The 25,211-nt window shown below is 52.1% G+C and carries 27 protein-coding genes; 15 read left to right on the top strand and 12 right to left on the bottom strand.

Annotation, left to right across the window (positions count from 1 at the left end; all coding sequences use genetic code 11):
- Window positions 1-71: 71 nt before the first annotated feature.
- The 3 genes from HVX64_RS17770 to HVX64_RS17760 are packed head-to-tail and all read right to left on the bottom strand — an operon-like array spanning window position 72 to window position 3,020.
- Window positions 72-1,586: a tripartite tricarboxylate transporter permease gene (locus HVX64_RS17770; RefSeq protein ID WP_042999650.1), complete on the bottom strand. Its 1,515-nt coding sequence runs from the start codon at window positions 1,584-1,586 to the stop codon at window positions 72-74.
- Window positions 1,587-1,596: 10 nt separating this feature from the next.
- Window positions 1,597-2,028: a tripartite tricarboxylate transporter TctB family protein gene (locus HVX64_RS17765; RefSeq protein WP_044255131.1), complete on the bottom strand. Its 432-nt coding sequence runs from the start codon at window positions 2,026-2,028 to the stop codon at window positions 1,597-1,599.
- 14 nt (window positions 2,029-2,042) lie between these two features.
- Window positions 2,043-3,020, bottom strand: a complete 978-nt coding sequence (locus HVX64_RS17760) for a tripartite tricarboxylate transporter substrate binding protein (protein ID WP_042999652.1) — start codon at window positions 3,018-3,020, stop codon at window positions 2,043-2,045.
- 152 nt (window positions 3,021-3,172) lie between these two features.
- On the opposite strand from HVX64_RS17760, the gene tctD reads away from it, so the two are divergent.
- From tctD to HVX64_RS17745, 3 genes are all read left to right on the top strand, one after another.
- The gene (gene tctD / locus HVX64_RS17755; RefSeq protein WP_044255134.1) at window positions 3,173-3,847 is read left to right on the top strand and encodes a transcriptional regulator TctD; all 675 of its coding nucleotides are present in this window, start codon (window positions 3,173-3,175) and stop codon (window positions 3,845-3,847) included.
- Window positions 3,834-5,261 (top strand): sensor histidine kinase, encoded by a 1,428-nt coding sequence (locus HVX64_RS17750; protein WP_181825103.1) that lies wholly within the window; start codon window positions 3,834-3,836, stop codon window positions 5,259-5,261. The genes tctD and HVX64_RS17750 overlap by 14 nt, the downstream gene beginning before the upstream one ends.
- A 756-nt stretch (window positions 5,262-6,017) precedes the next feature.
- A complete protein-coding gene (locus tag HVX64_RS17745; RefSeq protein ID WP_044255139.1) occupies window positions 6,018-10,664 on the top strand; it encodes an autotransporter outer membrane beta-barrel domain-containing protein in 4,647 nt (1,548 codons plus the stop codon).
- A gap of 76 nt (window positions 10,665-10,740) precedes the next feature.
- On the opposite strand, the gene HVX64_RS17740 is transcribed toward HVX64_RS17745, so the two are convergent.
- The gene (locus tag HVX64_RS17740) at window positions 10,741-11,097 is read right to left on the bottom strand and encodes a hypothetical protein (protein WP_042999656.1); all 357 of its coding nucleotides are present in this window, start codon (window positions 11,095-11,097) and stop codon (window positions 10,741-10,743) included.
- A 271-nt stretch (window positions 11,098-11,368) separates the two neighbouring features.
- Here HVX64_RS17740 and HVX64_RS17735 point away from each other — a divergent pair, with 271 nt between their 5' ends.
- The gene (locus HVX64_RS17735) at window positions 11,369-12,892 is read left to right on the top strand and encodes a cyclic diguanylate phosphodiesterase (protein ID WP_044255142.1); all 1,524 of its coding nucleotides are present in this window, start codon (window positions 11,369-11,371) and stop codon (window positions 12,890-12,892) included.
- A gap of 5 nt (window positions 12,893-12,897) precedes the next feature.
- On the opposite strand, the gene HVX64_RS17730 is transcribed toward HVX64_RS17735, so the two are convergent.
- Window positions 12,898-13,095, bottom strand: coding sequence for a hypothetical protein (locus HVX64_RS17730; protein WP_042999658.1), 198 nt, complete (start codon window positions 13,093-13,095; stop codon window positions 12,898-12,900).
- A 714-nt stretch (window positions 13,096-13,809) separates the two neighbouring features.
- Between HVX64_RS17730 and HVX64_RS17725 the strand changes: the two genes are divergently transcribed.
- Entirely contained in the window at window positions 13,810-14,439 is a 630-nt protein-coding gene (locus HVX64_RS17725; RefSeq protein ID WP_181825102.1) for a DarT ssDNA thymidine ADP-ribosyltransferase family protein, read from the top strand.
- Between the two features lie 3 nt (window positions 14,440-14,442).
- Window positions 14,443-15,132: a hypothetical protein gene (locus tag HVX64_RS17720; RefSeq protein WP_181825101.1), complete on the top strand. Its 690-nt coding sequence runs from the start codon at window positions 14,443-14,445 to the stop codon at window positions 15,130-15,132.
- A gap of 35 nt (window positions 15,133-15,167) precedes the next feature.
- On the opposite strand, the gene HVX64_RS17715 is transcribed toward HVX64_RS17720, so the two are convergent.
- The 5 genes from HVX64_RS17715 to HVX64_RS17695 are packed head-to-tail and all read right to left on the bottom strand — an operon-like array spanning window position 15,168 to window position 17,522.
- On the bottom strand, window positions 15,168-16,337 hold the full coding sequence (locus HVX64_RS17715; protein ID WP_181825100.1) for a site-specific integrase: 1,170 nt from the start codon (window positions 16,335-16,337) through the stop codon (window positions 15,168-15,170).
- Window positions 16,298-16,504, bottom strand: coding sequence for an excisionase (locus HVX64_RS17710; protein WP_181825099.1), 207 nt, complete (start codon window positions 16,502-16,504; stop codon window positions 16,298-16,300). Before HVX64_RS17710 ends, HVX64_RS17715 begins: the two co-directional genes overlap by 40 nt.
- A gap of 39 nt (window positions 16,505-16,543) precedes the next feature.
- The gene (locus HVX64_RS17705) at window positions 16,544-16,822 is read right to left on the bottom strand and encodes a hypothetical protein (protein ID WP_181825098.1); all 279 of its coding nucleotides are present in this window, start codon (window positions 16,820-16,822) and stop codon (window positions 16,544-16,546) included.
- Entirely contained in the window at window positions 16,819-16,995 is a 177-nt protein-coding gene (locus tag HVX64_RS17700) for a hypothetical protein (protein WP_181825097.1), read from the bottom strand. The genes HVX64_RS17705 and HVX64_RS17700 overlap by 4 nt, the downstream gene beginning before the upstream one ends.
- Window positions 16,983-17,522, bottom strand: coding sequence for an HD family hydrolase (locus HVX64_RS17695; protein ID WP_181825096.1), 540 nt, complete (start codon window positions 17,520-17,522; stop codon window positions 16,983-16,985). The genes HVX64_RS17700 and HVX64_RS17695 overlap by 13 nt, the downstream gene beginning before the upstream one ends.
- A gap of 651 nt (window positions 17,523-18,173) precedes the next feature.
- On the opposite strand from HVX64_RS17695, the gene HVX64_RS17690 reads away from it, so the two are divergent.
- Window positions 18,174-18,413, top strand: a complete 240-nt coding sequence (locus HVX64_RS17690) for a hypothetical protein (RefSeq protein ID WP_112002491.1) — start codon at window positions 18,174-18,176, stop codon at window positions 18,411-18,413.
- Here the strand turns inward: HVX64_RS17690 and HVX64_RS24305 are convergent.
- Entirely contained in the window at window positions 18,375-18,617 is a 243-nt protein-coding gene (locus tag HVX64_RS24305; RefSeq protein ID WP_181825095.1) for a hypothetical protein, read from the bottom strand. The two genes, HVX64_RS17690 and HVX64_RS24305, sit on opposite strands and share 39 nt — an antisense overlap.
- Before the next feature lie 194 nt (window positions 18,618-18,811).
- On the bottom strand, window positions 18,812-19,468 hold the full coding sequence (locus tag HVX64_RS17680) for a S24 family peptidase (RefSeq protein ID WP_094465286.1): 657 nt from the start codon (window positions 19,466-19,468) through the stop codon (window positions 18,812-18,814).
- A 99-nt stretch (window positions 19,469-19,567) separates the two neighbouring features.
- On the opposite strand from HVX64_RS17680, the gene HVX64_RS17675 reads away from it, so the two are divergent.
- The 8 genes from HVX64_RS17675 to HVX64_RS17640 all read left to right on the top strand — a co-directional run bounded on the left by HVX64_RS17675 (window position 19,568) and on the right by HVX64_RS17640 (window position 25,166).
- A complete protein-coding gene (locus tag HVX64_RS17675) occupies window positions 19,568-19,765 on the top strand; it encodes a Cro/CI family transcriptional regulator (protein WP_057101686.1) in 198 nt (65 codons plus the stop codon).
- A 28-nt stretch (window positions 19,766-19,793) separates the two neighbouring features.
- Window positions 19,794-20,348, top strand: coding sequence for a YmfL family putative regulatory protein (locus HVX64_RS17670; protein ID WP_181825094.1), 555 nt, complete (start codon window positions 19,794-19,796; stop codon window positions 20,346-20,348).
- 163 nt (window positions 20,349-20,511) lie between these two features.
- The gene (locus tag HVX64_RS17665; protein ID WP_072011112.1) at window positions 20,512-20,697 is read left to right on the top strand and encodes a DUF4222 domain-containing protein; all 186 of its coding nucleotides are present in this window, start codon (window positions 20,512-20,514) and stop codon (window positions 20,695-20,697) included.
- Window positions 20,681-21,613 carry a conserved phage C-terminal domain-containing protein gene (locus HVX64_RS17660; protein ID WP_181825093.1) on the top strand — a complete coding sequence of 311 codons (933 nt, stop codon included), beginning with the start codon at window positions 20,681-20,683 and terminating at the stop codon, window positions 21,611-21,613. Before HVX64_RS17665 ends, HVX64_RS17660 begins: the two co-directional genes overlap by 17 nt.
- Complete coding sequence (locus HVX64_RS17655) at window positions 21,613-22,491, top strand: phage N-6-adenine-methyltransferase (protein ID WP_181825092.1); 879 nt, start codon at window positions 21,613-21,615, stop codon at window positions 22,489-22,491. The genes HVX64_RS17660 and HVX64_RS17655 overlap by 1 nt, the downstream gene beginning before the upstream one ends.
- Window positions 22,484-24,466, top strand: a complete 1,983-nt coding sequence (locus HVX64_RS17650; protein WP_181825091.1) for a DNA cytosine methyltransferase — start codon at window positions 22,484-22,486, stop codon at window positions 24,464-24,466. Before HVX64_RS17655 ends, HVX64_RS17650 begins: the two co-directional genes overlap by 8 nt.
- Window positions 24,463-24,783 carry a LexA family transcriptional regulator gene (locus tag HVX64_RS17645; protein WP_346010929.1) on the top strand — a complete coding sequence of 107 codons (321 nt, stop codon included), beginning with the start codon at window positions 24,463-24,465 and terminating at the stop codon, window positions 24,781-24,783. Before HVX64_RS17650 ends, HVX64_RS17645 begins: the two co-directional genes overlap by 4 nt.
- On the top strand, window positions 24,780-25,166 hold the full coding sequence (locus HVX64_RS17640) for a RusA family crossover junction endodeoxyribonuclease (RefSeq protein WP_044256254.1): 387 nt from the start codon (window positions 24,780-24,782) through the stop codon (window positions 25,164-25,166). The genes HVX64_RS17645 and HVX64_RS17640 overlap by 4 nt, the downstream gene beginning before the upstream one ends.
- Window positions 25,167-25,211 lie beyond the last annotated feature (45 nt).

Raw genomic sequence — 25,211 nt, 5'->3', positions numbered from 1 at the left:
ACAACGCGGCGTGTTTTATGCGGCCTGGGTTGAGGGTAGGCCGGATAAGCGAAGCGCCATCCGGCGAGGCATTACCCGACATCCACCTGCGGTTTGGTGTGGCGCTTACGGAGGATCCGTAACAGCGGCGGGATCACAATGACTGCCACCGCCATCACCAGCAGCACTTTGGTGACGCTACTTTCCCACAGAATCGCCATATTGCCGTTGCTGATCGACAGCGCACGGCGCAGGTTTTGTTCGAGCATTTCGCCCAGCACAAAGCCTAAGATCAGCGGCGACATCGGGAAGTGCATTTTGCGCAGAACGTAGCCCAGCACGCCGAGCGCGACCATCAGCACCAGATCGAAGGTTGTACTGTGTACGGCGTACACGCCGACTGCGGAAACCGCCGCGATAGCCGGTACCAGGAACCACAGTGGGATGGTCAGCATCCGGGTGAACAGGCCGATCAGCGGAATGTTCATCACCAGCAGCATCACGTTGGCAATCAGCAGAGCCGCAATCAATCCCCAGACGATATCCGGTTGTTCGGTAAACATCGCCGGTCCCGGCGTGATGTTGTACAGGGTTAGGGCACCCATCATCACCGCCGTGGTGCCGGAGCCCGGCACGCCCAGCGTCAGCATCGGAATAAACGAGCCACAGGCCGACGCGTTATTCGCCGCTTCTGGTGCGGCAACTCCACGAATATCGCCTTTGCCGAAGCTGTCGCTGTTGCCGCTGATTTTTTTCTCGGTCATGTAGGTGATGGCGCTGGCGATGGTGGCACCCGCGCCCGGCAGCACGCCGACGAAGAAGCCAATCACCGACGAGCGCAGCGTCGCGCCGACGCACTGCGCGCCTTCTTTGGCGTTGAACAGCATGCGCCCTGTTTTGCGTACCAGTTTCTGCCCGCTGCTGGTATGTTCCAGCATCAGCAGGATTTCAGAAACCGAGAACAGGCCGATCACCACGACGATAAACTGCACGCCGTCAGAAAGATGCACGCTGTCAAAGGTAAAGCGATACACCCCGGTGTTGGCGTCAACGCCGACGGTCGCCAGTCCCAGACCAATCAGCGCCGCCAGAAACGATTTCAGCGGATTTTGCGCCATCATGCTGCCAAGACAGGCAATCGCAAAAACCATGAGCGCGAAGTACTCTGCCGGACCAAACGCCAGCGACCATTGCGCCAGTAAGGGGGCGAACAGAATGATTCCGCCGATGGCGATCAGTGAGCCAAAGAAGGAACTGACCGCTGAAATAGAGAGCGCGACGCCGCCGCGCCCCTGTTGCGCCATCGGGTAGCCGTCCAGCGCGGTCATAATTGCCGCCGCATCGCCGGGCACGTTGAGCAAAATCGACGAAATGCGTCCGCCGTATTCGCAACCAATGTAAACCGTTGCCAGCAGGATTAGCGCCGATTCCGCTGGCAGATGCAAAGCAAAGGCCAGTGGCAACAGGATCGCCACGCCGTTGATCGGCCCCAGACCCGGCAGCAGACCGACAATGGTGCCGACGAAGCAGCCGATCAGCGCGATCACCAGGTTTTCCGGCGTCATCGCCACCGCAAAACCCTGAGAAAGATATATCCAGGTATCCATCGTTTCTCCGTTAACTCAGCCAGGCGCCGAGCGGTAAGGTGACATCAAGCAGGCGGTCGAAGGCATACCACAGGGTGATGCCAAGAACGGCGCCGGAAATGCCCGCGGCGGGTAATGTGGCGCCAAACAGAATGCCAATCACCAGCGTCAGAATGGCGGTGGCGACAGGGAAGCCCAGCCACTCAAAGCCCCAGGCGTACATCAACAGGACGATCACCATGGTTAACAGTTTTTGCAGGACGTGCCGGCGCGGCCAGTCCACAACATCCGGATGGCGTAACAGTAGTGCCAGCGCGCACAGCGCCATCAGGGCGATAATCCCCAGCGGAAACGGACGCGGGCCGACCGGTTCGTAACTGTATTCACTCTGAATTTGCCAGGCGATAAACAGCCCGGCGATACACAGCAACAGCCAGATACCGGCGAAAATACGATCGCTCATCGGAGCCTCCATCTTTATTTCGCCAGGCCAAAGGCTTTCGCCTGCTCGCGGTAACCGGTCACCTGTTTTTTGACATACTCATCAAGCTGTTGACCCGTCATATTGAATTCGAACAGGCCACGCAGGTCGCGCTGCTTTTTGAACGCGTCGGTCTGCTGGAGTTTTTCAAATGCCTGCACCCACCATTGATACTCGTCATCACTGACTTTTGGGCCGACATAAAAGCCGCGAATGATGGGCCAGACCAGGTCGTAACCCTGCTCTTTGGCGGTAGGCACATTGGCGAGTTGTCCGGGCAGACGGTTTTCAGAGAAGACGGCGAGGACGCGGATTTTATCGCCGCTCAGATAGGGCACCATCTCACTGAGATCGCCGGAAACCACCTGTACATGATTGCCCATCAGTGCGGTGACTGGTTCGCCGCCGCCTTCAAAGGCGACATAGCGCATCTTGTGCGGATCGACGTGAGCCTGTTGCGCCAGTAGCGCCGACTTCATCCAGTCCTGGCTGCCAATAGAGGCCCCGGCGCCAATCACCACGCTGTTGGGATCTTTTTCCATCGCGGTGAGCAGATCTTTCAGTGACTTCCACGGTGAGTCGGCGCGCACGGCGATCATGCCGTAGTCCGTACCGACGCTCGCCAGCCAGCGCACATCATCCACGCCGTAACGACCAAATTTACCCTGCGACAGGTTCAACAGCGAACCGCCGGAGAACGCCACGACCGTCCCCGCTTCGGCGGGCCGTTGCGCGACGATCGCGTTATAGGCGACTGCGCCCACGCCGCCTGGCATGTAGGTCACGCGCATCGGTTTCTCGATAGCGCCGGTTTCCATCATGCTTACCTGAATCAGTTTGCAGGTAAGGTCAAAGCCGCCGCCCGGTTTCGCCGGGGCGATACATTCGGTACGCGACGGCGCTTCTTGCGCCAGGACAGAGGTGCTCATCAGTAAAACGCTTGCAGCAAGGGTACGAACGAACTGTTTTTTCATTATTTATCCTCACGCCGGAGAACCGGATGGTAGGGTTCGGAAGATTATTTTTTGATTATGTGAACCAACATGTAGCGGTTCAGTTGCGTGATTGTTAAAACATTAACCTTTCATTTCCCTTTCAATGCGGCAGAAACTTTACAGGATGTGATATGCGTCTCTTATTGGCGGAAGATAACCGTGAGCTGGCTCACTGGCTGGAAAAAGCGCTGGTACAGAACGGATTCGCCGTGGACTGTGTGTTCGACGGACTGGCTGCCGACCATCTTCTGCATAGCGAAACCTATGCGCTGGCGGTTCTGGATATCAACATGCCTGGGATCGACGGACTGGAAGTGGTGCAGCGTCTGCGTAAGCGTGCGCAGACGCTGCCGGTGCTGCTGCTGACAGCGCGTAGCGCGGTGGCGGATCGGGTAAAAGGACTCAATGCCGGAGCGGATGATTATCTGCCCAAGCCCTTCGAACTTGAGGAACTGGACGCCCGGCTGCGGGCTTTGCTCCGGCGCAGTGCGGGACAGGTACAGGAGCTTCAGCAACTGGGCGATCTGGCATTCCATGACGAAGGATATTTCTTGCTTCAGCAGCAACCGTTGGCGCTCACCCCGCGTGAACTGGCGCTGTTGACGGTGCTGATGTATCGCAGAACCCGTCCGGTATCGCGCCAGCAGTTGTTCGAACAGGTCTTCAGCCTGAACGATGAGGTCAGCCCCGAAAGTATCGAACTGTACATTCATCGTCTGCGGAAAAAATTACAGGGCAGCAATGTGCGGATCACCACGCTGCGCGGGCTGGGATACGTGCTGGAGTGCGGCAATGAGGTGGGTTAAACCCCAGTCGTTATACCTGCAATTGATGCTGTTTCTTGGTCTACCGTTGATTCTGCTGTGGGGACTGTCGGCGTTTAACAGCTACGTCAGCGCCCTGCAGGCGGCAACGCAGGCCTATGACCGCACGCTGCTGTCGTCTGCCCGCACGGTGGCGGAGCGGCTGGTGGTCCGCAATGCAACGCTGGAGGTCAATGTTCCGTGGGTGGTGCTGGACAGCTTTGAACTGAACATGAACGACCGGCTGTACTATAAAGTGGTGGATCCGTCGGGGAAGGTGATTTCGGGTTACGACGACCTGCCGGCAATGCCGCCTTCCACCTCTCGTACGCAACTCTACCCTGCGCTGGCCTGGTTTTATCATACGCAATATCAGGGGCAGGCCATTCGCGTGGCGCGCCTGCTACAGCCGGTAAACGAGGGCGGCATTGTCGGGATGGCGGAGATCTACGTCGCAGAGACGCTACAATCGCGGCGTTACCTGGCAGGACAACTGCTGTTTTCGTCATCGGTAACGCAGGGTCTGTTGGTGCTGCTGACGCTGGTGCTGGTCGGCTGGCTGCTGCGCCGCGTGCTGCGGCCGATGCGCCAGCTCTCCTCACTGATGGTGCGACGTGAACCGGAACTCCTGACGCCGTTACCTGAACTGCTGCCCTGGTCGGAGACGCGGTTGCTGATCGTCGCGTTTAACCGCTATCTCGATCGCCTGCGCGCGCTGATCTCCCGGCAGGAACGGTTTAGCGCCGATGCCTCTCATCAACTGAAAACCCCGCTGGCCGTGTTGAAAACGCAGGCCGCCGTAGCGCTTGCCAGCGAACAGCCTCAGCAGTGGCACGAGAGTTTACGGGCGATGAGTACGACGCTGGACAACACCATCCTGCTGACGGAAAGGTTGTTACAGCTTTCAGCGGTGAAGCGAAAAGAGCAGGGGGAGCGGCAGTTTTCACCGGTCAATCTGTTCGAGGTGGTGCAGACGAGCTGTTTCACGCGACTGGCGCAGGCGCGCAGTAAAGGCATCGACCTGGGTTATGAAGGCGTGCTGGAGGCGATATGGATAGACGGTGATGATGTCCTGCTGGGGGAATTGTGCGGTAATTTGCTGGATAACGCCCTGAAATATACCCCGGCCCAAGGGACGGTGACCGCCAGGTTACGTCGGGAAGGTGAGGCCGTGGTGCTGGAGGTCGAAGATAGTGGTCCTGGCATCGAAGATGAACAGATTCATCAGGCAATGCTGCCGTTCCATCGTCTGGAAAATGCCGGAACGGAAGCCGGAGCAGGCATTGGCCTGGCGCTGGTTTCTGATATTGCCCGTTTGCATCGCACCCATCCTCATCTTTCACGCAGCAATACGTTTGGCGGTTTACATGTTCGGGTTCGCTTTTTAGTGGTCGCTCACATCCCGATGAAAACATAAATATTCTTTATAGACAATCAGATAGCCGGAATTACCACATTGAGCCATAAAAGCTTTTAGCAAAAAGTGCTTTTCAAAGGCAGTTTTTACACGCTGGCAAAATGTTAAAAATCTTATTACGCAATATAAAAATCCTGGGTTCCTCTCTATTTCCCCTTTCATGATACGGAAAAATAGAATTTCGTCATCTGTCCTTCCCAGGAATTTATGCTCACTAATTATTATTTTCTGATATTAATGTTCAGGCTAATAGTCCGGGGGCGTATTGACAGCTTTTTAGGCGAGTGTAAAACTGAGCGCAAGAATTACATAAACATTATTAACCAAACAGCAAGCCGCAATGGCTGCCGCCGAACCGATCCCGGGTCGTCACCAGAAGGTCTGAATTTATCGTGTGTTGTCAGTCACCAACTGGCATGAGTGGATGTTTTGTACAGGGACACGCGTTATATATTTGCATAATATTGTTTTTTATTTCTGACGATGGTCTGTGATTCATTAACGCCCTCTCCGGAGAGTAAATCGTGGATCCTGGATGTTCGTTATTTACTCATGCATGGATACTATTGTCGGAGACAATATGTGAAATCATTATAACACCATCAATAGATTATTTAATTTAAGACTGTTCAGAATTCATTTCTGAATAGTCCTCTATTTCCTATTTCCAGGTGAGGGAAGCTTATCGATTCTATGTTGCGTATTAAAAACAATTACACCGCATATAAACATTTTATCAGATTATGAGCATTTTTTATGAACACAAATTATCGCGTTATATGGAATGAAGTTCTGAAGGTATTTCAGGTTTGTTCCGAGTTGGTGAGAGGGAAAAGCCAGTCATCAACCCATTCATCTTTGAATACAACGTCCTCTTCCGCGCAACAACACCATGCTTTGCAACCGCTTTTTAAACGTAGTGTCCTGTCACTGCTGCTGCTGGCCTCTCTGCCCGCCTATTCGGCCATTATTGATAATGGCGAGGTGGTCAACGTGTCGACGGGATATTCACTGGATTACTACACTTTCGTCGGCATGAACGGCGTGGGCACGCTGAATATTCTCGCGGGCGGTGTGGTAGCAGGATCGGATGTCTACAAGCTCATTATCGGCGATAACACCCAGGCGAACGGTACGGTGAACGTCGATGGTTCCGGCTCTTCGTTACGTTCAGGAGCGATGACCATTGCCGAGTACGGTGTCGGCACCATGACCATCTCCAACGCTGCGGTGGTGAATACTTCAGGGTTGGGCGTGTTGGGCGGATCAAATGGCAGTCACGGGGCCGTTACGATCCGTTCGGGTGGACTGTGGAATTTAGTGAATCCTTCGGGGGCGCTCCAGGACCTGAATATTGGTTATGGCGGCACAGGAGTGATTAACATTGAAGAGGGCGGTGCGCTGAACGCCGGTATGACAACGATTGGCAGTTTTGAGGCCGGGGTCGGAACCGTCAGCGTTAGCGGTCAGAATTCAACAATGAGCACCGGCGCGCTGCGGGTCGGGGATTATGGTTCGGGAACGCTGAATATCTCTGACTCTGCCATTGTACGCAGTAGCGCCGACAGTATGCTGGGTCGTTCGCCTGCTGGTTACGGGCGAGTGAATATCAGTAACGGCGGGGAATGGCGGATCGCTGACGCCAGTGACGTCACCAAAAAACTCAACGTGGGTCATTCCGCGACAGGGATACTGGATATTCAGTCGGGTGGGAAAGTGGTTGCCAGCGCGGTGAGCCTGGCGGCAAATGGCGGCGAGGGGACGGTGAATATCAATGGCGCCGGATCGCGTCTGGATGCGACGTCAGCCACCGTCGGCGCCGTGGGCGACGGTACTCTCAACCTGAGTAACAGCGGCGCGCTTAACCTGAATGGCAAACTGTTCATTGCGCAGAATGCCTCAAGCACCGGCGTAGTGAACATTGGCGCGGCTCAGGGACAGGCCGCCGCCGGAGCGGGCGTGATTTCCGGCGTGACCGGCGTGACGTTTGGCTCGGGTACCGGTTCTCTTGTGCTCAATCACATCACCAACGATCCCTCCACCGCGGGAGGATATCAGCTCGCTATGCCGATTACCGGCCAGGGAACGATTGTTCATCAGGCCGGGCATACCGTACTGACGGGGGACAATACCTACAGCGGGAAGACCCTGGTCAATGGCGGCACGCTCACCTCGGCTCTGCAATCTAGCGCTAACAGAACCGGCCTTGGCAGCAGTGAAGTGACGATTGGCAGTGATGGCACGCTCGAAATTGTCGGTGCCACCGACACCAGCACTAATGACTTTGCTTTTAGCAATGTGTTGAACGGCACGGGGTTGATGTCTGTCAATCTGCACGCTGGAGATGATGTCTTTTCCTTTACGCCTGCCGTCGGCAACAGTTTTCGCGGAGCGGTTGAGTTGCGAAATAGCACATTTGCGCTTTCCGGGACTAACGCTTCGTCATTGGCACAATCGCTGTTAATCAGCAGTGCGGGGAACACCACAACCGTCAGCGGTACGCAGGATCTTACGGGGCTACTTTTTAATGGGGGCACGCTGGCTTTTGACGTTACGCTTCCGGGGTCAACGATCTCCAACAGTCTGGTGTCGGTCAATACCCTGGTTGCCGGCGCAGCGGGGGTAATGTACAACGGACGCGAACATCAGGCAGACGGTACCGGCACGGTGAAAGTAAATCTTGCCGATCCCTGGAACGATACTGGCACGGCGGCGAATCCAGATACTACCGCAAACCTGCTACAGCAGGATGACGCCGGGATTGGCGTACAACTGGTGAAAGCGTCGATTGTGCTTGGGTCGGGTGGTTCACTGACGCTTGCCGATCAAAACGGTGCGCCGATTGCGGGAGATAAAACCCTTCAGATAGCGCAGAACGGGACGACCGTGGCGAACGGGCAGTATGGTTTTCGCCTGACCACCGCACCGGGTAATGGCCTGTATGTAAACTACGGTCTGAAGGCGTTGGATATTCTCTCCGGACAAACGTTGGTGCTGTCGCCGTATGCGGGTGTGACGGGGGCTGGCGCTGATATGTCGGCGACGATCTCCGGCAGCGGCAATCTGGCGGTGAATACGGCTGATGTCGTGTCGCTCTCCAACGGCCTGAACGACTACAGTGGTGCCACGCAGGTACTGGCAGGGACGTTGCGCACCGACGCCGATGGCGCGCTGGGCGAGACCAGCGAATTGCACATCAGTAGTGGAGCAACCGCCGATCTCAATGGTACAACCCAGACGGCGGGTACGTTGACAGGACAGTCCAACTCCACCTTAGCACTAAATGGCGGCTCGCTGACCCTGTCGAACGGTGGGCTTAGCGAGGGACGTCTGACCGGCAGCGGCGCGCTGAATGTTAACGGCGGCCTGTTAACGATTGACGGTGCTAACGCCGCCCTGACGGCCAAAACGACCATCAGCAGCGGGGCGGAAGTGAGCGTAAATGATGTGCTGGGTGCAGGCAGTGGCGATATCGTTGACGGCGGGACATTGACCCTGAATGGCGTTGTCGGCACGCTGACGAACACCCTCAGCGGAGCGGGCGGCATTGATGTGGCAAACATGTCAGATGTGGTCGTCAGCGGGGATAACAGCGGTTTTAGCGGCCTGTTCAATATCGACGCAGACAACAAACTGACCGTCAGTGAACAGCAGAACCTTGGCACTGCTTCTGTGACGGATAACGGCCTGTTGACGGTAGCGACGGACACGAACTGGACGCTGGACAATGCCATTAACGGCACAGGCAATCTGACCAAGACCGGTAGCGGCGTGTTGACACTGAAACAGGATTTGACCTCCTGGACGGGCACCACCGATATTCTCGACGGTGAGATTGCGCTGGGTAGCGATGCCGATTCTGCCGTCGATATGGCTAACCAGCAGGTAAATATTCACGATGGCGCTACCCTGTCGGGGTATGGTCGCACCGCCGGGGATGTGGATGTGATGAGCGGCGGGACGATGCAGGTGTCCGGCTTTACAGTCGGCGGCAATCTGACTCACAGCGGCACTGTGATCCTGGGGCGTTCGGGCATGCAGCCGGGTAATCACCTGGATGTGAACGGTAACTACCACGGTAATGACGGTCTGATGGTATTTAACACAGCCCTCGGCGGTGATGATTCCGCCACGGACAAACTGACCGTACATGGCGATACCTCCGGTAACACGCGGGTGGACGTCAATAATGTCGGCGGTATTGGCGCGCAGACCCGCAACGGCATTGAACTGGTGCAAGTGGAGGGCAATTCAGCCGGTCAATTCGCCCTGACCCGTGGCTCCGTGGAGGCCGGTGCGTATGTCTACACGCTGGCGAAGGGAACCGGCGAGGCGGCGAAAAACTGGTATCTGACCAGCAAATGGAATGGTGTGATTGATTCGGACAACCCGCCGGTTGTTGATCCGCGGACGGTGGATGTTCTGCGACCGGAAGCGGGTAGCTATACCAGCAATATTTCTGCTGCGAACACGCTGTTTGCTCACCGTCTGCACGATCGTCTCGGCGAGCCGCAGTACAGCAATGCGCTCCAGGATGAAGGGCTGGCTGGTAGCATGTGGATGCGCCACGTCGGCGGGCATGAACGTTCCACGGCGGGGGACGGCCAACTGAAAACACAGAGCAATCGCTACGTGCTGCAACTGGGTGGCGACATTGCACAGTGGAGTATGGATGGGCTGGACCGCTGGCATCTCGGCGTGATGGGCGGTTACGCCAATGAGCACAGCAACACCCAGAGTAACCGTGCAGGATACGGTTCAGACGGACGTACCAGCGGCTACAGCGCCGGTCTGTACGGAACCTGGTATCAGAATGCCGTGGATAACACGGGGGCGTATGTTGATAGCTGGTTGCTGTACAACTGGTTCGACAACACGGTGGACGCGGATGCGCGTGAGAGCGACAGCTATGACTCTAAAGGGCTGACGGCCTCGCTGGAAGCGGGTTACACCCTGAAAGCCGGTACGTTCAGCGGCAGCCAGGGCTCACTGAACACCTGGTACATCCAGCCGCAGGCACAGATCACCTGGATGGGCGTGAAGTCGGATTCGCATACCCGGCATGATGGTACGCGCATTGAAACAGAAGGTGATGGCAACATTCAGATGCGTCTTGGGGTGAAAACGTACCTCAACAGTCATCACAAAATGGATGACGGACAGCAGCGCGAGTTCCAGCCCTATGTCGAAGTGAACTGGATCCACAATACCGAATCCTTCGGCGTGAAGATGGATGGCGTGAAAATCAGCCGTGACGGCGCGCGCAATCTGGGTGAAGTGCGTACCGGGGTGGAAGGTAAACTGAATAACCGTTTAAGCGTCTGGGGGAATGTCGGTGTGCAACTGGGTGATAAAGGCTACAGCGATACCCAGGGCATGCTGGGAGTGAAATACAGCTGGTAAGTTCAGACGGGGAAAAGCAGAAATAAAAAAGCCGCGTAAGCGGCTTTTTTATTCTTTAATGATCAGGGCGAAAGATTTATTCGCTGATTTTCTTCTCTACGCTGGCTGCGCCTTCTTTGGTTTTATTCCAGCCCTGCTCAGCACTTTCTTTCGTGGCGTTCCAGCCTTTTTCAGTACCTTCTTTGGTTTTATGCCAGGTTTCTTGCGAGCCTTCGCTAACTTTGCTGCTGATATTATCCTGTTTACCTTCGGCGCGGTGTTCTGCTTTCAGTTTTTGCTCTTCACCCTGATTCTGCGCCTGGTGTAATTTCTCTTTCGCTGTATTTGCGTTTTCATGTGCGGCAGCGACATCATTATCGGTTGCGTGTGTCGTAGCGGCAAAAACAGGAGAAGCCAGCAGAAGTGCAGATAATGCGATTAGAGTCTTTTTCATCATGTCCTCGCTTTACGTTATAAGTTATTAGCGTGATTAAGCATGGCATCTAAACGAAGCGCTGGCTTTAGGAAAAAACTGTAAGCGGGAAATATCGATTTTTTTCCATGTGTTACGTCAGGCGCACGTCATGCTGATTGGCGTTGACGGCGATAAATAAATATCGACATGACTATGGTTATTTATCGTTCTTTCTACCATGCTTTTTAGATTCGTGGCGTTAAGCGAGTCAACGACAAAATAATAACTTTTCTTTCGCCCGGGGCTGACAATGCGTAACACTCTTCTCCCTATTATTGTTGCTGTGTTGCTCTTTATTTTCGGTGTTTCTGTTTTAAATGTGCAGCTCTGGTATTCGGCGAGAGCAGGCAGTCTTTCGGGGGCCCGGTATGTTGCGAGTGATATTGATGTCATTCTTGATGAGGCTACTCACGCGACGTCAACGGTCAGTGATATCACGAGAAAGGGTTGCGATCAGGAAGGGCAGTATCGGTTAGGGACGGAAGCCGCGCTACAGCCTCATCTTCGGACCATTTTAATCTACCGCGAAGGCAAAATATGGTGCTCCTCGCTGCCGGGTAATCGCATGCTACTTTCTTATCTTTCTGAAATACCGGATACAACGCTGCAACTCGCGCCAGCAAATAATGCGGTTAACAGACGACCGGTTTTGTTATATCAGAATCAACTTGCCGGGAGCCGAATTGTCATCACCATCAGCGATCAGCATATTCGTGATTCACTGCGCACGCCGCTGAAAGAGGCGAATTATTCATTAATGGTAGGGAAGGCGATCCTGGGGCTGTCCGGTGATGTGGCGACCGTCAACGATACAGGCCAGGAGTTCGGACAGGTAGGATCCAAACGTTACCCCTTCACAATACGTTATAATTTACCGCCCGTGTTTAGCCTGCAAAGACTCATCAGTCAGGGGATGGGGATGCTGATCTTCATTTTTCTCATGTCTTGTTTTGCCGCGTATGCCCTGATTAAGTATTTAAATAAAAGCACCACGCCGGAAGAAGCGCTGCGCAGAGCAATTCTCAAGGGAGAAATCGTGCCTTTTTATCAGCCCGTGGTGAATGGTCGGGAAGGGACGTTACGGGGCGTTGAAGTGCTGGCGAGGTGGAAACATCCGAAAGCCGGATATATTTCCCCGGCGTCATTTATTCCGCTAGCGGAAAAGTCAGGTTTGATTATTCCTCTGACGCAAAGTTTGATGGAACAAGTGGTTACCCATATGAATGCTATCGCCACGAAGTTGCCAGAAGGTTTTCATGTCGGTATTAACTTCAGCGCCTCTCATATTACCGCTCCGACCTTTGTCGACGAGTGTCTGAACTTTAAGGCGCGGTTCAGCCGAAAAGATTTGAATCTGGTGCTCGAAGTGACCGAGCGTGAACCTTTGCATGTCGATGAGCACCTGGTACAGACGCTCAACGTTCTGCACGAAAATGGTTTTGTCATCGCTCTGGATGATTTTGGCACCGGTTATTCCGGACTTTCTTATCTTCATGATCTACACATTGATTACATTAAGATCGATCAAAGCTTTGTGGCGCGAGTCAGCATGGAAGAAGATTCCACCCGGATTCTGGACTGTGTACTGGATCTTGCTCGAAAACTGTCGCTAAGCATTGTGGCGGAGGGCGTGGAAACAAAGGAGCAGGTTGACTATCTGAACCGTAACGATATTACCTTCCAGCAGGGGTACTATTTCTTTAAACCGGTTAACTTCACCGAACTGATAAAAATTATTTTGTCGAAGCCGAAAGTCAAAGTGGTTGTTGAATAGGTGCGTTATTTTTTCTGTGAATTTTGTGTATTCATATTATCCACTTCCTGCATGCCTTTTTGTGGGTCAATAAAATAGCATTTCGTCTTTGACGAATGGGCCAGTGATGCCGTCTCGCATTGCGCCAGATCGCTAAACGCGCCAATCACTTCACTTTTCGTTGTGTTATTGGAAAGGGCGAAAATCAGTGCCAGAACGTACATATTCATTCCTTGAATAAATGGCTCATGGAGAGCCCGTTTTTTATTGACAGGAAGATACTACGTAGGACATGGCGCAAAACAAGTTGAACATGCCTGCAAGTCTGAATCTGGACCAGATCTCGTTTTTTATAAACCAAAGAATTGGCGTGGCTTGTCTGGTGTTCAGGAGGACTCCAGCATATCTCAATGGTGTTAAAGAAAGGCTAAACGCCAGACTATGAAGCCGCCTTAGAACGGTTCAACAAGTGTGTTGCGTCTATCAGTTGAACTCACAGCTCATAGCAGACGCTCACATCAGCTATGGCTAAAAAGCATGTATGAGGGGAAGGTGACAGGCTGCGATGAAAGAAAAGCGGGCTGTTGTTTGCGGCCGCATTGAAAGTGGCGAATGAGGCCAGAGAGCAGCAATAAAAAAGCCCGCATCAACGGGCTTTCATGTCACTCTGGAGCCGCGGCTCCTTTGCGTATCCTTTTTTGTCCCCTCACCGTCTGGTCGGTGTCCTGCTGAGACTGCTAACTTCCTGTTTTTGTTAGTGCTGTCCTGGCACTGTCCAATCATGATTGGCTGGCGGGAGTTGAACCCTCGTCCATCTCTCGGTAACTAACTGTAATTTATTGTTTTTTTTGAAGCCGATCACATACGTACCCTTTGAGGATACTTTTTTTGTATGATATTTTCAGTATGTTGTTTTATCAATCAAATGGATGTAGAGAATGACAATTCCGGAAGTAATTCAACAACGTAATATTACTAGACTGTTTCATTTTACACATAGCGACAATCTATCTTCTATTTTAGAAAATGGTCTTTTATCACGTTCAGAGCTTGATGATGAAGCGAATGAATATAACTATGATTTCAACGATGAAGATAGGATTGATGGGCATTTAGATGCGACATGTTTGTCGATAAGTTTCCCTAATGCAAAAATGTTTTGGAAATATAGGAGCTTAAAACCTGGAAATTGGGTCATATTAGAGATTAATCCATCCATTCTTTGGACTAAGAATTGCGCATTTTACCCCACTAACGCTGCATCAAATAATGTTCGTTTTAACGATCTTGAGTTAATGAAAGGGGATGTAGCATTTAGTGCTTTGTTTTCAGATGAGGTGTTTGGCATTCAGAGAGATGTAAAACTTCCTGCTGAATATACAACGGATGTTCAAGCTGAAGTACTGGTGTTTGAAAAAATTGACCCATCATATATTGTAAATACATTTCACCCTAACAAACAATCTGCTGAACATTTCAAAGGACTATATCCCCAGACACATCAGAGATATTATGCTAATCTTAATGGTAGAACACTCTACTCTCAGAGGCACTATTATTTAGGATAAGTTATGGCCGTTAGACCTGTTTTCATCCCTACAAATGCCGGGAACGTACTATCCGTTACGAAGGATGTAGACTTCCCTTGGGCACCTGGGATGTCTAAAACGCAAAAGCAAAAATCGATCAGGGCATTACATGCAGCTGCGAATGAGCAGGGGGGGAACTCTTTGTTGGAGATTTCTAGTAAATCTGAGGATGAGCTGGGAGTAAAACTTAGTGCCTTTAATCTAAGAATAAAGACCAAAAAACTTGGTAAAGAGTTTACAGTTGAATCTGCGTTTCAGGCAAGTAAAGTATTTGAAATGGGAGGACCATATGTCGATATCTTAGACAAAAGCTCTGTAGAGGCCAAGAAAGATTTGAGATTGAAGGAGTCAGGGAGTCTGGTTAATTTCAAATTTTATAATACTATATGGCCTCTTGTTCCCAGAACGGCTTTTTATGATTGGTTATATTTAAGTGCGCTCAACCAAAATAAAACATTGGCTCTCCATTTATTAAATTTTGACGGCTTTACAGATATTGAATTTAATCCAGCGAAGTCTATTAATTGCCAAGCTAGAGCAGCAGCTCTTTTTGTCTCTTTAGTGCGGAGAAATATGTTGGATGATGTTTTATCTTCAAAAGATAAATTTTTATCAGTATTAGTAACTCATTATGGTATTGAGAGTTACGCTGTTCAAAACACATTGATATAACTAATGGCCTATGATGGCCATTAGTGTTATCTATATTACTGTTTGATTTTTATGTTTAAAGATGTATTTCCATCATACTCTTTGAGGTATGAGCCATAATGTCGAAATAACATTTCTGGACCTTTGTGTCCCATTTGCGTTGCCAGCCAGAATAGGTTAACCCCCCGACTTATCAGGCGAGTAGCGAAGGTGTGACGTGTCTGATATGGATTACGGTAACGAATCCCAGCCTTTCGTAGTGTTGGAACCCAGGCTTTTTTTCTGATTGCGTCAGCACTGTCCCATGGTTTATTGGTTTTTGGATCTTCAAAGATCGTAGTGTCTTTCATGAAAGTGAACATTTTCTGACTTGTCAGTGCTGCCATTGCCTCCTCAGATAGTTCAACTTTTCGTGTACCGGCTTTTGTTTTTGTTCCTTTGATTATGCCAACTACGCTAGCGTTCTGAACGTGTGCCGTTTTTCCTACAAAGTCGATATTACGCCAATGAAGAGCACACAGTTCTGAACTACGCAGCCCGGTTTGTATCGCGAACCTGAAAAGATTCTCCCACTGCTTATTGCCAGCAGCGGAGAGCAAAGCTTCTACTTCTGCTGGTGATAGCGGATCAACAACATAACTACTTTCTGCCTCTGATTTATCACTTTGGTAACGCGAGGCTGTTACCAGTGATACAGGGTTAATCTGAAGCACACCATCCGTCACCGCTTCATCCAAAGCAGAGCGTAGGAATGACAGTTGGTTTCGGATAGTTTTCAATGTCGTTTTCTGGTTCTGGATCCATGTCTTCAATGCGGCCGGCGTCAACTCACTTGCAGGAAAAATATGAAGTGATGACAACGCGCTTCGGCATTTCTTATACCCGCCTATTGTCGAAGGGGATAGATTCCTCGTTTCGCAGATCACCAGGTACTCGTCCAAGTACATCTTCACTGTTTTGCCAGCGGCAGCGTTGCCGAAGATTTTTAGCCGGGTAGAACGGGGAAAGTATTCCGCATAAACAAATGTTCCCCTTTCTATCTTGTTATGGATTTCGCCGAGTGTGCGCTCGGCGTATCTGATGTTTTTTGGGGTTACGTCCAGATTAGAAAGGGGTTCACGGCATTTAACTCCTTTATAAGTGAATGTAATATTGATGGTTTCACCGTTGCGATGTTTCCTTATGGTTACGCCGCGCGGGAGTTTAGGCGATTCTGTCTGGCCCATTTTACAACCTCACTAAGATCAATCCATCTCTCCTTAACGCCTTCGATTTTCAGTACCTGAACCCCTTCACGCCACAAACCACGTTGTACGCGCTTGTTGATAGCATCAGGAGTTTCGCCTGTCTCTTTGCAATAAGTTGAAATGGGAACACAATCGAGGTTCAGCATAGTCATCTCCACTTAGCCCGGCTGCACCCGGGCTTAATTTTAAATATCAATATTGCTCGACACGTTCAACACAGATTTTTGCCTTACGTGAGCAAGCAATTGATTAAACATCAGTGTCAGAGGATTACTGCAGCCGAATGGCAGATCGTTGACGCGGTATGTCGGTGCACCACCACGAACGCCAGTTTTTACTATGTGGCCAGTGGTGTAGAGTTGCGATAGTGCGCCGGCCACGACAGGTGTCCTTCTGTGTAGCGCTTTAGCAATATCACTGCTGGTGGTATTGGGATGGGCCTGGACGTATTCGAATACGGTCATTGCGCATTACCTTCACGTTGTTGATCCAGCCGAGCCAGTGACTCGGTTAACGCTGCATAGGTTGCTTCCAGTCGTGTTGCGACCTCTTTCATAAGCCGCCCATGTTTTGCTGGCAGTTCCGGTACGGAGGCATGCGCCTCCGCAACGAGCTCTTTTACTTTCAGGCGGCGCATTGGCGCAGCTCCATCAGTTCATTGAACCGGTTAATGAACAGGCCGAAGGCCTGGCCGGGGCGCAAAGGATGAATTTCGAATAAATCCGTGGGTGGAATACCTTCCAGAATCGGCCATATGGAGCCGTCGTCGATATCCAGATCCCGGCGTTCGGTCGCTAGCATGGTCAGGTCGGCATATTTAACGAGGTATGTCTCGTCGAGCGGCAGGCCGAATTTCAGGCGGATCAGTTGATCCGTGCGCGTCTCGATCCGGCGGTAATCTGGCAACAATGCTTTCAGCGGGGCAGGGATGTCCAGGCAGTACGCCTCTGCGGCATCATGCATCAGAGCTTCAAAGGCAAACTCTGGCGCCACGAGTTGACTGCACAGAACGGAATGCTGCGCCACGCTGTAAAACTCCGACAGGTGCCCAGCGAAGCGGCAGATATTTGAAAGCGCACTGGCGATATCCTCGATATCAATATCGTCAATGGTGGAGTTGATATAATCGAACTTCTTACCGGAAAGAGTCTGGATAAAACTCATCGTTAGTTCTCCTTAATTGGTGCGCTGCACCGCACGATTTTTGGTTGCACGAATCCCTCGCCATAAGGCGATTAAAAGTTTTGGTTTCGTTTCAGTAAATGCCCCATCCAGAGGCACTTAGTGCAACGGGCGACTGCCATCGCCAGTTAGTTTCTCCACAAAACAGACAAGAGCACCTGCGGCTGCAACCGCCCGGGTGGATTGGGTTATGAGCCCGTCGCCCGGTGATGCCATTGTCTGTTTTGTAAAAAAGGGCGGTACCGAGGTAGAACATTATCTTCGCCCCCCTTTTGTCAGGTTGAAGACCCTGGTACCGCCAAGACTACACACAGCTTTCTTACTTCCTGGTACCACGCTGGCTACGTGATTGGGTTGTGGCGCCAGATGCTTATCTTCTGGTTACCTATAAGGGCTGCAATTCACCACAACTGCAAGCGCACTCCGCCGTTTCACACCTGTCACCCATAACTGGTTAGTGAAGGAGTGCGCTTGCATGTTGTGCCCTGAAAAGGCTGGCGGTTGCCGGAAATACACGGGAAAACGCCGGGCCGCCAGAACAGGGATGTGTTTCTTATTGCTTTGGCCTGCTTTTAACCACTTCAGGCGCGGTGGTATCCTTCTAAGTCGCTACAACCACGAAGGAAAATTTTTATGGGCAACGTTACTTATCTTAACCATGCCAGACTCGATGCTATTGAGTTGGCCATATCAAGGCTGGCCATTGCTATTACTGAGGCTGAAGGCCCACATACTAAAGAACTCGAAAGTTCTATCGCTCATTTCCGTATGCTCTTTGAGAAGCCTGATATCACTGAAAAAGAGCGTGAAACCTACCTCAGAACAATAAGGCTGCTAGATCCTTTGGGTAACGACCCTATCGAACCCTTCTAACTGTTTTCTCCGTTCCAGTAACGCCTCGACAATCTGTACCCCGTTGAGGCGCTTCTTTTCATTTTTGTCATGACCTGCGCTTTTTAATGCGGCTTGCGCAAGAAGAATGCGTGACTCAGTACCTGTGTTCGGTTCAATTTGCTGAACTCGCTTGGCATCCTCCAGTAGCAGAGCTATGACATGCTTCAATTCGTTCTCTTTCATCCTGAACCCCCTTGAGAATTGATGTGCCAGCGAATCATCCGGTCATTCATACGCCACCGGCGGCTACTTCGTGGGCGTCCTGCCTGTTCGCTGTTGGTATGATTAATGTAGGATAACTTACACGTAGTGGTCAAGTAAAAATGTTGGATAACTTACATAAAGGGGCGAAAAAAAACCGGGGATTCCCGGCTTTCTTATAAATCCATTATTACTTGTCTTACTAAACCTACAAGTCGGCAGTTGCCGTTGACCTCTAGCATCCTGTAATTGGGGTTGAGAGGTACCAAGTATTTCAGCGGCCCATCAATGACAAACTTTTTAATGGTGGCCTCATCACTGCCTACAAGCTGCGCAATAACGATTTTACCATTTGCTTGACTGGCATCACCAAAATCAGGCTCAACAACGACAATAGATCCCTCTGGGATACTTGGCGCACCTGTTGGGTTGGTCATCGAGTCACCGCGAACAATGAGTGCAAACGCGCTTTCAGAGACGGCTGCTGAAGTATAGACCCAGTCCTGAATATCTCGTTCCGTAATAGCCCCGCTATTGGCCGTCCATTCCCCGGCCTGTACCCATGTTAGAACGGGAACTGACCTGATTCCGAATCTCTGTTCAGGGTTCATGGTTGGCGGCTGCTGGCTTCCATCATCCTTACCATCCAGCAACCATTGCGGTGTCTTTTCTAATGCAGCTGCAAGCGCCTGGAGGTTTTCACCACCTGGCTTGTAGTCACCGGATTCCCAGCCAGTGATGGTGACGCGATTTACCCCGACAAGTTTAGCCAGGACGGATTGCGTCATCTTTAGTTCTTTTCGTCTGCTTCGGATTCGATCATTCATTTTCATGTAGGCAATCCTACCATTTTATGATGTAGGAATGCTTGACCATTGTATGTAAGATATCCTACTATTTGTGCACTGCATTACCTAACTCCAGAGGGAAAAATGAAAAAGAATGACGTTATCTCTTACTTCGGTGGCGTAGGGAAAACCGCTAAGGCTCTGAATATTTCTCACGCATCCGTATCGGGCTGGGATGAAGTTATCCCAAAGGGGAGGGCATTTGAGATCCAAGCGCTGACGAAAGGTGATTTGAAAGTTAACCAATCACTTTATGAAAAGCGTAGTCATTCGGCTGCGTGATTAAAACCACAGGAATAAGGGGTATGCCGTGGGAAATGAACCTAACTGGAAAGTTGAACGACAACCTGCCTGGCTGGTGGCCGCAATTAAAAAGACCATTACCGATCTGCCTGGTGGTTATGCCGAGGCGGCAGAGTGGTTGGGGGTAACAGAGAATGCACTGTTTAACCGCCTCCGTGTCGATGGCGATCAGATCTTCCCTATGGGGTGGGCAATGGTGCTACAGAAAGCTGCTGGTGTTAGCCACATAGCCGATGCATTTTCTCGTCAAACAGATAACGGGATCCACATTCCAGGCGCAGCGCCAGAGATAGAGAACGAGGAGATTGGTTTAAAGCTGGCTGAGTTGGTGGGAAGACTCGGGGACCTGGTCAACGCATATCGTCGATACATTGATGATGGCGTTGTTGATAAAGGGGAATGGGACAGTCTGAACGAAATCGCGTACCAGTTCCGGGTAACGCTTATGACATTTTTGAACCTGATTTCACGTGTTTATTGCCTTCCAGAAAAGAGTGACGCCCGCGAGTGTGCAGCTCCGGGCGCCGTGGCGTGTCGTATCAGTGGAGAAACTAACGCATGAACAGTTTAACGGTAAAGAACCGCATACCGCAACTACGTGCATTCCCTGTTCGGGGTTACATCATGTTTCGGTATGAACGCATGGTATCAGGCCGCTGGGTTCCCTGTAACCACAGTCGGGCGATGGCAATTGTGGGGGTATGGCGCCGTAGAGGGGAGTCCTTATGCGAGAACTTAACCGATGGTTCAAAGACCACTACGGTATCCCTGTTCGCGTTATCCGATGGGAACCGGAAACTCACCGCGTTATCTACCTGCGCAAAGGCTATGAGCATGAATGCTTCAGCCCGCTCGAACAGTTCCAGCGCAAGTTTACTGAGATAAAGGACGATCATGAGCCAGATATTTGAAATCGTTCAGTCGCTGTCGGGCCAGCGCAACGCAATAACAATCCCGGTCCCTTACCTTGATTTTTTTTCCGGTGATCAGCAGGCGCATGCTTTGGGGGCAGTTCTCAACCAGTTGGTCTTCTGGTCCGGGAAATCAGACCTGAAGGATGGCTGGTTTTACAAAGAGCACAGTGAGTTAGCTGCGGAAATTCGTGGAGTCAGTGAAGACCAGGTACAGCGGCTGGTAAACAAGATTTGCACTCGCTGGTTACCTGGAATTGTTGATAAAGCGCAAAAGCAGGTAAATGGTACGAAAAAGACGCACTACCGTATCGACGGGGATGCATTAATCGGGGCTTTATTCCCTACAACCCTGGATTCCGCAGAATCGCGGAACGGGAAACGCGAAGTCGCGGAACCTATTCCGCAGAATCACGGAACCGAAAACGCAGAATCGCGGAACCATAACCGCGAAGTCGCGGAACCTATTCTCTATACAGATCATTACTCAGATCACCACAAACAGATCATAAAACCTTCTTGTCCGGTTGCGTCGCAACCAGACCCTGAAGTTGCGATCACCGATAATGCCATTCTGGTTTTAACCCATTTGAACCAGGTCAGCGGTTCCCGCTATCAGAAATCAAAAACCTCGCTGGAAAACATTCGTGCTCGTCTGCGTGAAGGTTACAGCGTTGCAGACCTGCAACTGGTTATCGACCTGAAACACGAGCACTGGAATGGCAACGATGAGCAGTACCAGTACATGCGCCCTGAAACACTGTTTGGCCCGAAAAAATTTGAGGGGTATCTGCAAAGCGGGATCCGCTGGGACAAGAAGGGGCGTCCGCCACGTGAATGCTGGGGTGAAAAGAAACATGACCCAATGAAGTTCGGTCCGGTTGATACCAAAATTCCAGAGGGGTTCAGGGGATAATGACAAACAAATATTGCCAGGCGCTGGCGGAACTGCGCAGCAAACCAGCCCACGAACTGAAAGAGGTTGGCGATCAATGGCGAACTCCGGATCTGTTGTTTTGGGGGATCAACGCAATATTTGGGCCGTTGGTTCTGGATCTGTTTGCTGACGACGATAACGCGAAGTGCCCGGTCTGGTACACAGCCGAAGATAACGCGCTGATGCAGGATTGGTCGGAAATGCTGGAGTCAATCGGCGGGGCCGCATTCGGTAATCCACCCTATAGCCGCTCTCAGTACCACGAGAAGCAGGCGATCACCGGCATGACCCACATCATGGATCACACAATGGAGATGCGTGAAAAGGGTGGGCGTTACGTGTTCCTCATTAAAGCGGCGACAAGTGAAACATGGTGGCCTGAAGATGCCGATCACATCATGTTTATTCGCGGTCGCATTGGTTTCGATCTCCCTGTGTGGTTTGTTCCTGCTGACGATAAACAGAAACCCACTGGTGCTTTCTTTGCTGGCGCCATTGCAATCTTCGATAAGTCATGGCGCGGCGAGCGTTTCAGCTACATCAGCCGTACCGATCTGGAGGAAAAAGGGAAGGCGTTTATGTCGCTGGTCACATTTGCCGCTGGTAAGGCCCAGCAGGTAGAAACAGTACAGCCAACTGCGCCGCTGGTATTGCCAGAAGTCGAATCGCGTATCTGGCCTCTCGAGGTTGGTCTGGTGTTTAACCAGGTGGATGGCGTTGACGCCCTGACTGAGTCACAGCAAAACAAGCTGAAAGGCAATATCAATCAGCTATGGCTTGAACGTATGCCCACCAGCGAGATTATTGCTGTTGCCTCTGGTCTTGCCAGCAGCATGCAGGGGGTGACTCATGCGTGAGATTATCGTTGATAACTTTGCTGGTGGTGGCGGCGCGTCAACCGGTATTGAAATGGCGATTGGTCGTAGTGTTGATATCGCGATCAACCATGACGAGAACGCGATCGCGATGCACAAGACGAACCACCCGGACACACTTCACTACTGCGAATCCGTATTTGAAGTGGATCTGCGCGCGGCGACGGGTGGCTTACCGGTTGCCCTGGCATGGTTCAGTCCTGATTGTCGCCATTTTTCGAAAGCCAAGGGTGCGAAGCCTGTTGAAAAAGCGATACGCGGTCTGGCCTGGGTGACACTGCGATGGGGGCTTGATGTTAAGCCTCGTGTTATGAAGCTGGAAAACGTCGAAGAGTTCAGAACGTGGGGACCGCTTCTCGCAGGTGAAATGCGCCCGGATCCTGAACGTGTTGGCGAAACTTTCCGGGCTTTCGTAGCTATGCTAACGACGGGGATTTCTCCCGATCATCCTGCGCTGGTGGAGTGCTGTGAATTCCTGGGTATTCCTCTCGACAGCGAGGACGCCGCCAGACTGGTAAAAGGTCTGGGTTATCTCGTTGAGTATCGCGAACTGCGCGCCTGTGATTACGGTGCGCCGACGATCAGAAAACGCTTCTTCATGGTTATGCGCTGTGACGAGAAACCGATAGTGTGGCCGGAGCCAACACACGGGGATCCGAAATCACCGGCGGTTCAGGCTGGCAAGCTGTTGCCGTGGCGCACCGCTGCGGAGTGTATCGACTGGACCATTCCTGCACTGTCGATCTTCGACCGCAAAAAGCCACTGGCAGTGAACACGCTCAAGCGCATCGCGCGCGGTATTCAGCGTTTCGTTATCGACAGCGCGTCGCCGTTTATCGTGAAGTGCAACCATACCAGCACCAAAACGCATTACGACTGCTTCCGGGGCCAGTCGCTGGAAGAACCACTGCAGACAATCACCAAAACACATGGTTACGCGGTTGCCGTGCCGCACCTGACTAAGTTCAGAACAGGCGCGACAGGGCAGGATGTCACACAACCAGTCCCGACAATCACCGCCGGCACGTCACGGCGCCCGGGCGGGAATGGTCATGCTCTCGGCATCGTTGAGGCCGCGCTTACACCGTTCCTGGCTGGTAACGGCGGCAGTGAGTACCAGGCAAAGCCGCGCCCGCTGGATAAACCCGCTCATACCATCCTGAAGCAGTCCCGTGCCTGTCTGGTTGCGCCGGTCATCGCTCGCCAGTTTGGTGCCAGCATCGGTCACCGGGCAGACGAGCCGAGTGCGACGATTACGGCGGGCGGCGGCGGTCATTCACAGCTGGTGACGCCAACGTTGATACAAATGGGTTATGGCGAAAGACCGGGGCAGGACCCGCGCGTGTTGCAGCTTGAAAAGCCGTTGGGGACAGTAACCGCTGGTGGTAACAAGTTCGCCGTGGCCAGCGCATTTCTGGCGAAGCACTACGGCGGCAACTATACGGGACCGGGCGTCGGGCTGGATGAACCAGTCCACTCGGTGACGACGGTCGATCATCATGCTGTGGTGGCCTCTCACCTGGTAAAACTGCGCGGCACCTGTCGCGATGGTCAGCCCACGAGTGAACCAATGCCGACAGTTACGGCCGGCGGCCTGCATGTCGGGGAAGTCAAAACCACTCTGGCGGTCGAAGACTACGACGAACACCGCGCACAGCAGGCGCTGGCGTTCCTGCGTGAATACTGCGGCGAGGAATGCACCGGGATGGTCGACATCGATGGGATAACGTACCGCATCGTCGATATCGGTATGCGTATGCTTCAGCCGCACGAGCTCTACCGGGCGCAGGGCTTCCCTGACTGGTACATCATCGATCAGGATTATCGCGGCAAGCGCTACGCCAAAGATAAACAAGTGGCCCGCTGCGGCAATGCAGTCCCGCCACCGTTCGCTGAAGCGCTGGTGCGCGCCAATCTGCCAGAGCTATGTGTAAGCAAGGAGGAACAGGCAGCATGATGAACTTAACGGCTCGCCAGCAGCATGTACTGGATACCCTGATCAGCTTTCAACGCGAGCATGGCTATCCTCCAACTAATACAGAACTTTCGGGACTGCTGGGATGCAGTTCGCCAAATGCCGCTGCGGATCATCTGCGCGCGCTGGAGAGGAAAGGGGCTATCACCCTGACGCGTGGTGTTTCGCGGGGAATAGCCATCAACGATCAGGAGAACGCTGCTGATGCAGACTCCCTGCTGCATGCGCTTGTGAATGGTGAGGATGGTGCGAAGGACCGCGCCATCTCCTATCTCAAGAACAAGGGGATCCGGTTATGAAACTGGTGCTGCCGTTTCCTCCGAGTGTGAACACGTACTGGCGCGCCCCGAATAAGGGGCCGCTGGCTGGGCGCCACCTGATAAGTGCCAAAGGTCGCCAGTTCCAGTCGTCAGCATGTGCGGCAATCATTGAACAACTGCGCATGCTCCCGAAGCCGTCATCGTCACCGGCGGCTGTTGAAATAATCCTGTTCCCGCCGGACAACCGGATCCGGGATCTGGATAACTACAACAAAGCGCTGTTCGACGCTCTTACCCATGCGGGGATCTGGGAAGACGACAGCCAGGTAAAAAGAATGCTGGTGGAGTGGGGGCCAGTAGTGAAAGGGGGAAGAGTAGAGATCTCGATCAAGAAATTTGAGGAAAAAATATCATCTTGCTAGAGCAAAACATGGGTAATTCAGGGTATGGTTATCCGGTGCAAGCGA

Source organism: Citrobacter sp. RHB20-C16 (assembly GCF_013890155.1).
Classification (GTDB): Bacteria; Pseudomonadota; Gammaproteobacteria; order Enterobacterales; family Enterobacteriaceae; genus Citrobacter_A; species Citrobacter_A amalonaticus.
Note: the sequence above shows the minus strand (reverse complement) of the source record. Positions and strands in the feature narration are given on the sequence as shown.

Bases quoted from the DNA above. Each gene is read 5' to 3' on its own strand.
- HVX64_RS17660 (WP_181825093.1), top strand. From the start codon at position 20,681: ATGAGCCAGATATTTGAAATCGTTCAGTCGCTGTCGGGCCAGCGCAAC.
- HVX64_RS24305 (WP_181825095.1), bottom strand. From the start codon at position 18,617: ATGAAAGAGAACGAATTGAAGCATGTCATAGCTCTGCTACTGGAGGAT.
- HVX64_RS17760 (WP_042999652.1), bottom strand. From the start codon at position 3,020: ATGAAAAAACAGTTCGTTCGTACCCTTGCTGCAAGCGTTTTACTGATG.
- tctD (WP_044255134.1), top strand. From the start codon at position 3,173: ATGCGTCTCTTATTGGCGGAAGATAACCGTGAGCTGGCTCACTGGCTG.
- HVX64_RS17715 (WP_181825100.1), bottom strand. From the start codon at position 16,337: ATGGGCCAGACAGAATCGCCTAAACTCCCGCGCGGCGTAACCATAAGG.
- HVX64_RS17745 (WP_044255139.1), top strand. From the start codon at position 6,018: ATGAACACAAATTATCGCGTTATATGGAATGAAGTTCTGAAGGTATTT.
- HVX64_RS17690 (WP_112002491.1), top strand. From the start codon at position 18,174: ATGGGCAACGTTACTTATCTTAACCATGCCAGACTCGATGCTATTGAG.
- HVX64_RS17720 (WP_181825101.1), top strand. From the start codon at position 14,443: ATGGCCGTTAGACCTGTTTTCATCCCTACAAATGCCGGGAACGTACTA.
- HVX64_RS17640 (WP_044256254.1), top strand. From the start codon at position 24,780: ATGAAACTGGTGCTGCCGTTTCCTCCGAGTGTGAACACGTACTGGCGC.
- HVX64_RS17680 (WP_094465286.1), bottom strand. From the start codon at position 19,468: ATGAAAATGAATGATCGAATCCGAAGCAGACGAAAAGAACTAAAGATG.
- HVX64_RS17740 (WP_042999656.1), bottom strand. From the start codon at position 11,097: ATGAAAAAGACTCTAATCGCATTATCTGCACTTCTGCTGGCTTCTCCT.
- HVX64_RS17770 (WP_042999650.1), bottom strand. From the start codon at position 1,586: ATGGATACCTGGATATATCTTTCTCAGGGTTTTGCGGTGGCGATGACG.
- HVX64_RS17655 (WP_181825092.1), top strand. From the start codon at position 21,613: ATGACAAACAAATATTGCCAGGCGCTGGCGGAACTGCGCAGCAAACCA.
- HVX64_RS17705 (WP_181825098.1), bottom strand. From the start codon at position 16,822: ATGACCGTATTCGAATACGTCCAGGCCCATCCCAATACCACCAGCAGT.
- HVX64_RS17710 (WP_181825099.1), bottom strand. From the start codon at position 16,504: ATGCTGAACCTCGATTGTGTTCCCATTTCAACTTATTGCAAAGAGACA.
- HVX64_RS17645 (WP_346010929.1), top strand. From the start codon at position 24,463: ATGATGAACTTAACGGCTCGCCAGCAGCATGTACTGGATACCCTGATC.
- HVX64_RS17650 (WP_181825091.1), top strand. From the start codon at position 22,484: ATGCGTGAGATTATCGTTGATAACTTTGCTGGTGGTGGCGGCGCGTCA.
- HVX64_RS17725 (WP_181825102.1), top strand. From the start codon at position 13,810: ATGACAATTCCGGAAGTAATTCAACAACGTAATATTACTAGACTGTTT.
- HVX64_RS17735 (WP_044255142.1), top strand. From the start codon at position 11,369: ATGCGTAACACTCTTCTCCCTATTATTGTTGCTGTGTTGCTCTTTATT.
- HVX64_RS17750 (WP_181825103.1), top strand. From the start codon at position 3,834: ATGAGGTGGGTTAAACCCCAGTCGTTATACCTGCAATTGATGCTGTTT.
- HVX64_RS17675 (WP_057101686.1), top strand. From the start codon at position 19,568: ATGAAAAAGAATGACGTTATCTCTTACTTCGGTGGCGTAGGGAAAACC.
- HVX64_RS17730 (WP_042999658.1), bottom strand. From the start codon at position 13,095: ATGTACGTTCTGGCACTGATTTTCGCCCTTTCCAATAACACAACGAAA.
- HVX64_RS17700 (WP_181825097.1), bottom strand. From the start codon at position 16,995: ATGCGCCGCCTGAAAGTAAAAGAGCTCGTTGCGGAGGCGCATGCCTCC.
- HVX64_RS17665 (WP_072011112.1), top strand. From the start codon at position 20,512: ATGCGAGAACTTAACCGATGGTTCAAAGACCACTACGGTATCCCTGTT.
- HVX64_RS17765 (WP_044255131.1), bottom strand. From the start codon at position 2,028: ATGAGCGATCGTATTTTCGCCGGTATCTGGCTGTTGCTGTGTATCGCC.
- HVX64_RS17695 (WP_181825096.1), bottom strand. From the start codon at position 17,522: ATGAGTTTTATCCAGACTCTTTCCGGTAAGAAGTTCGATTATATCAAC.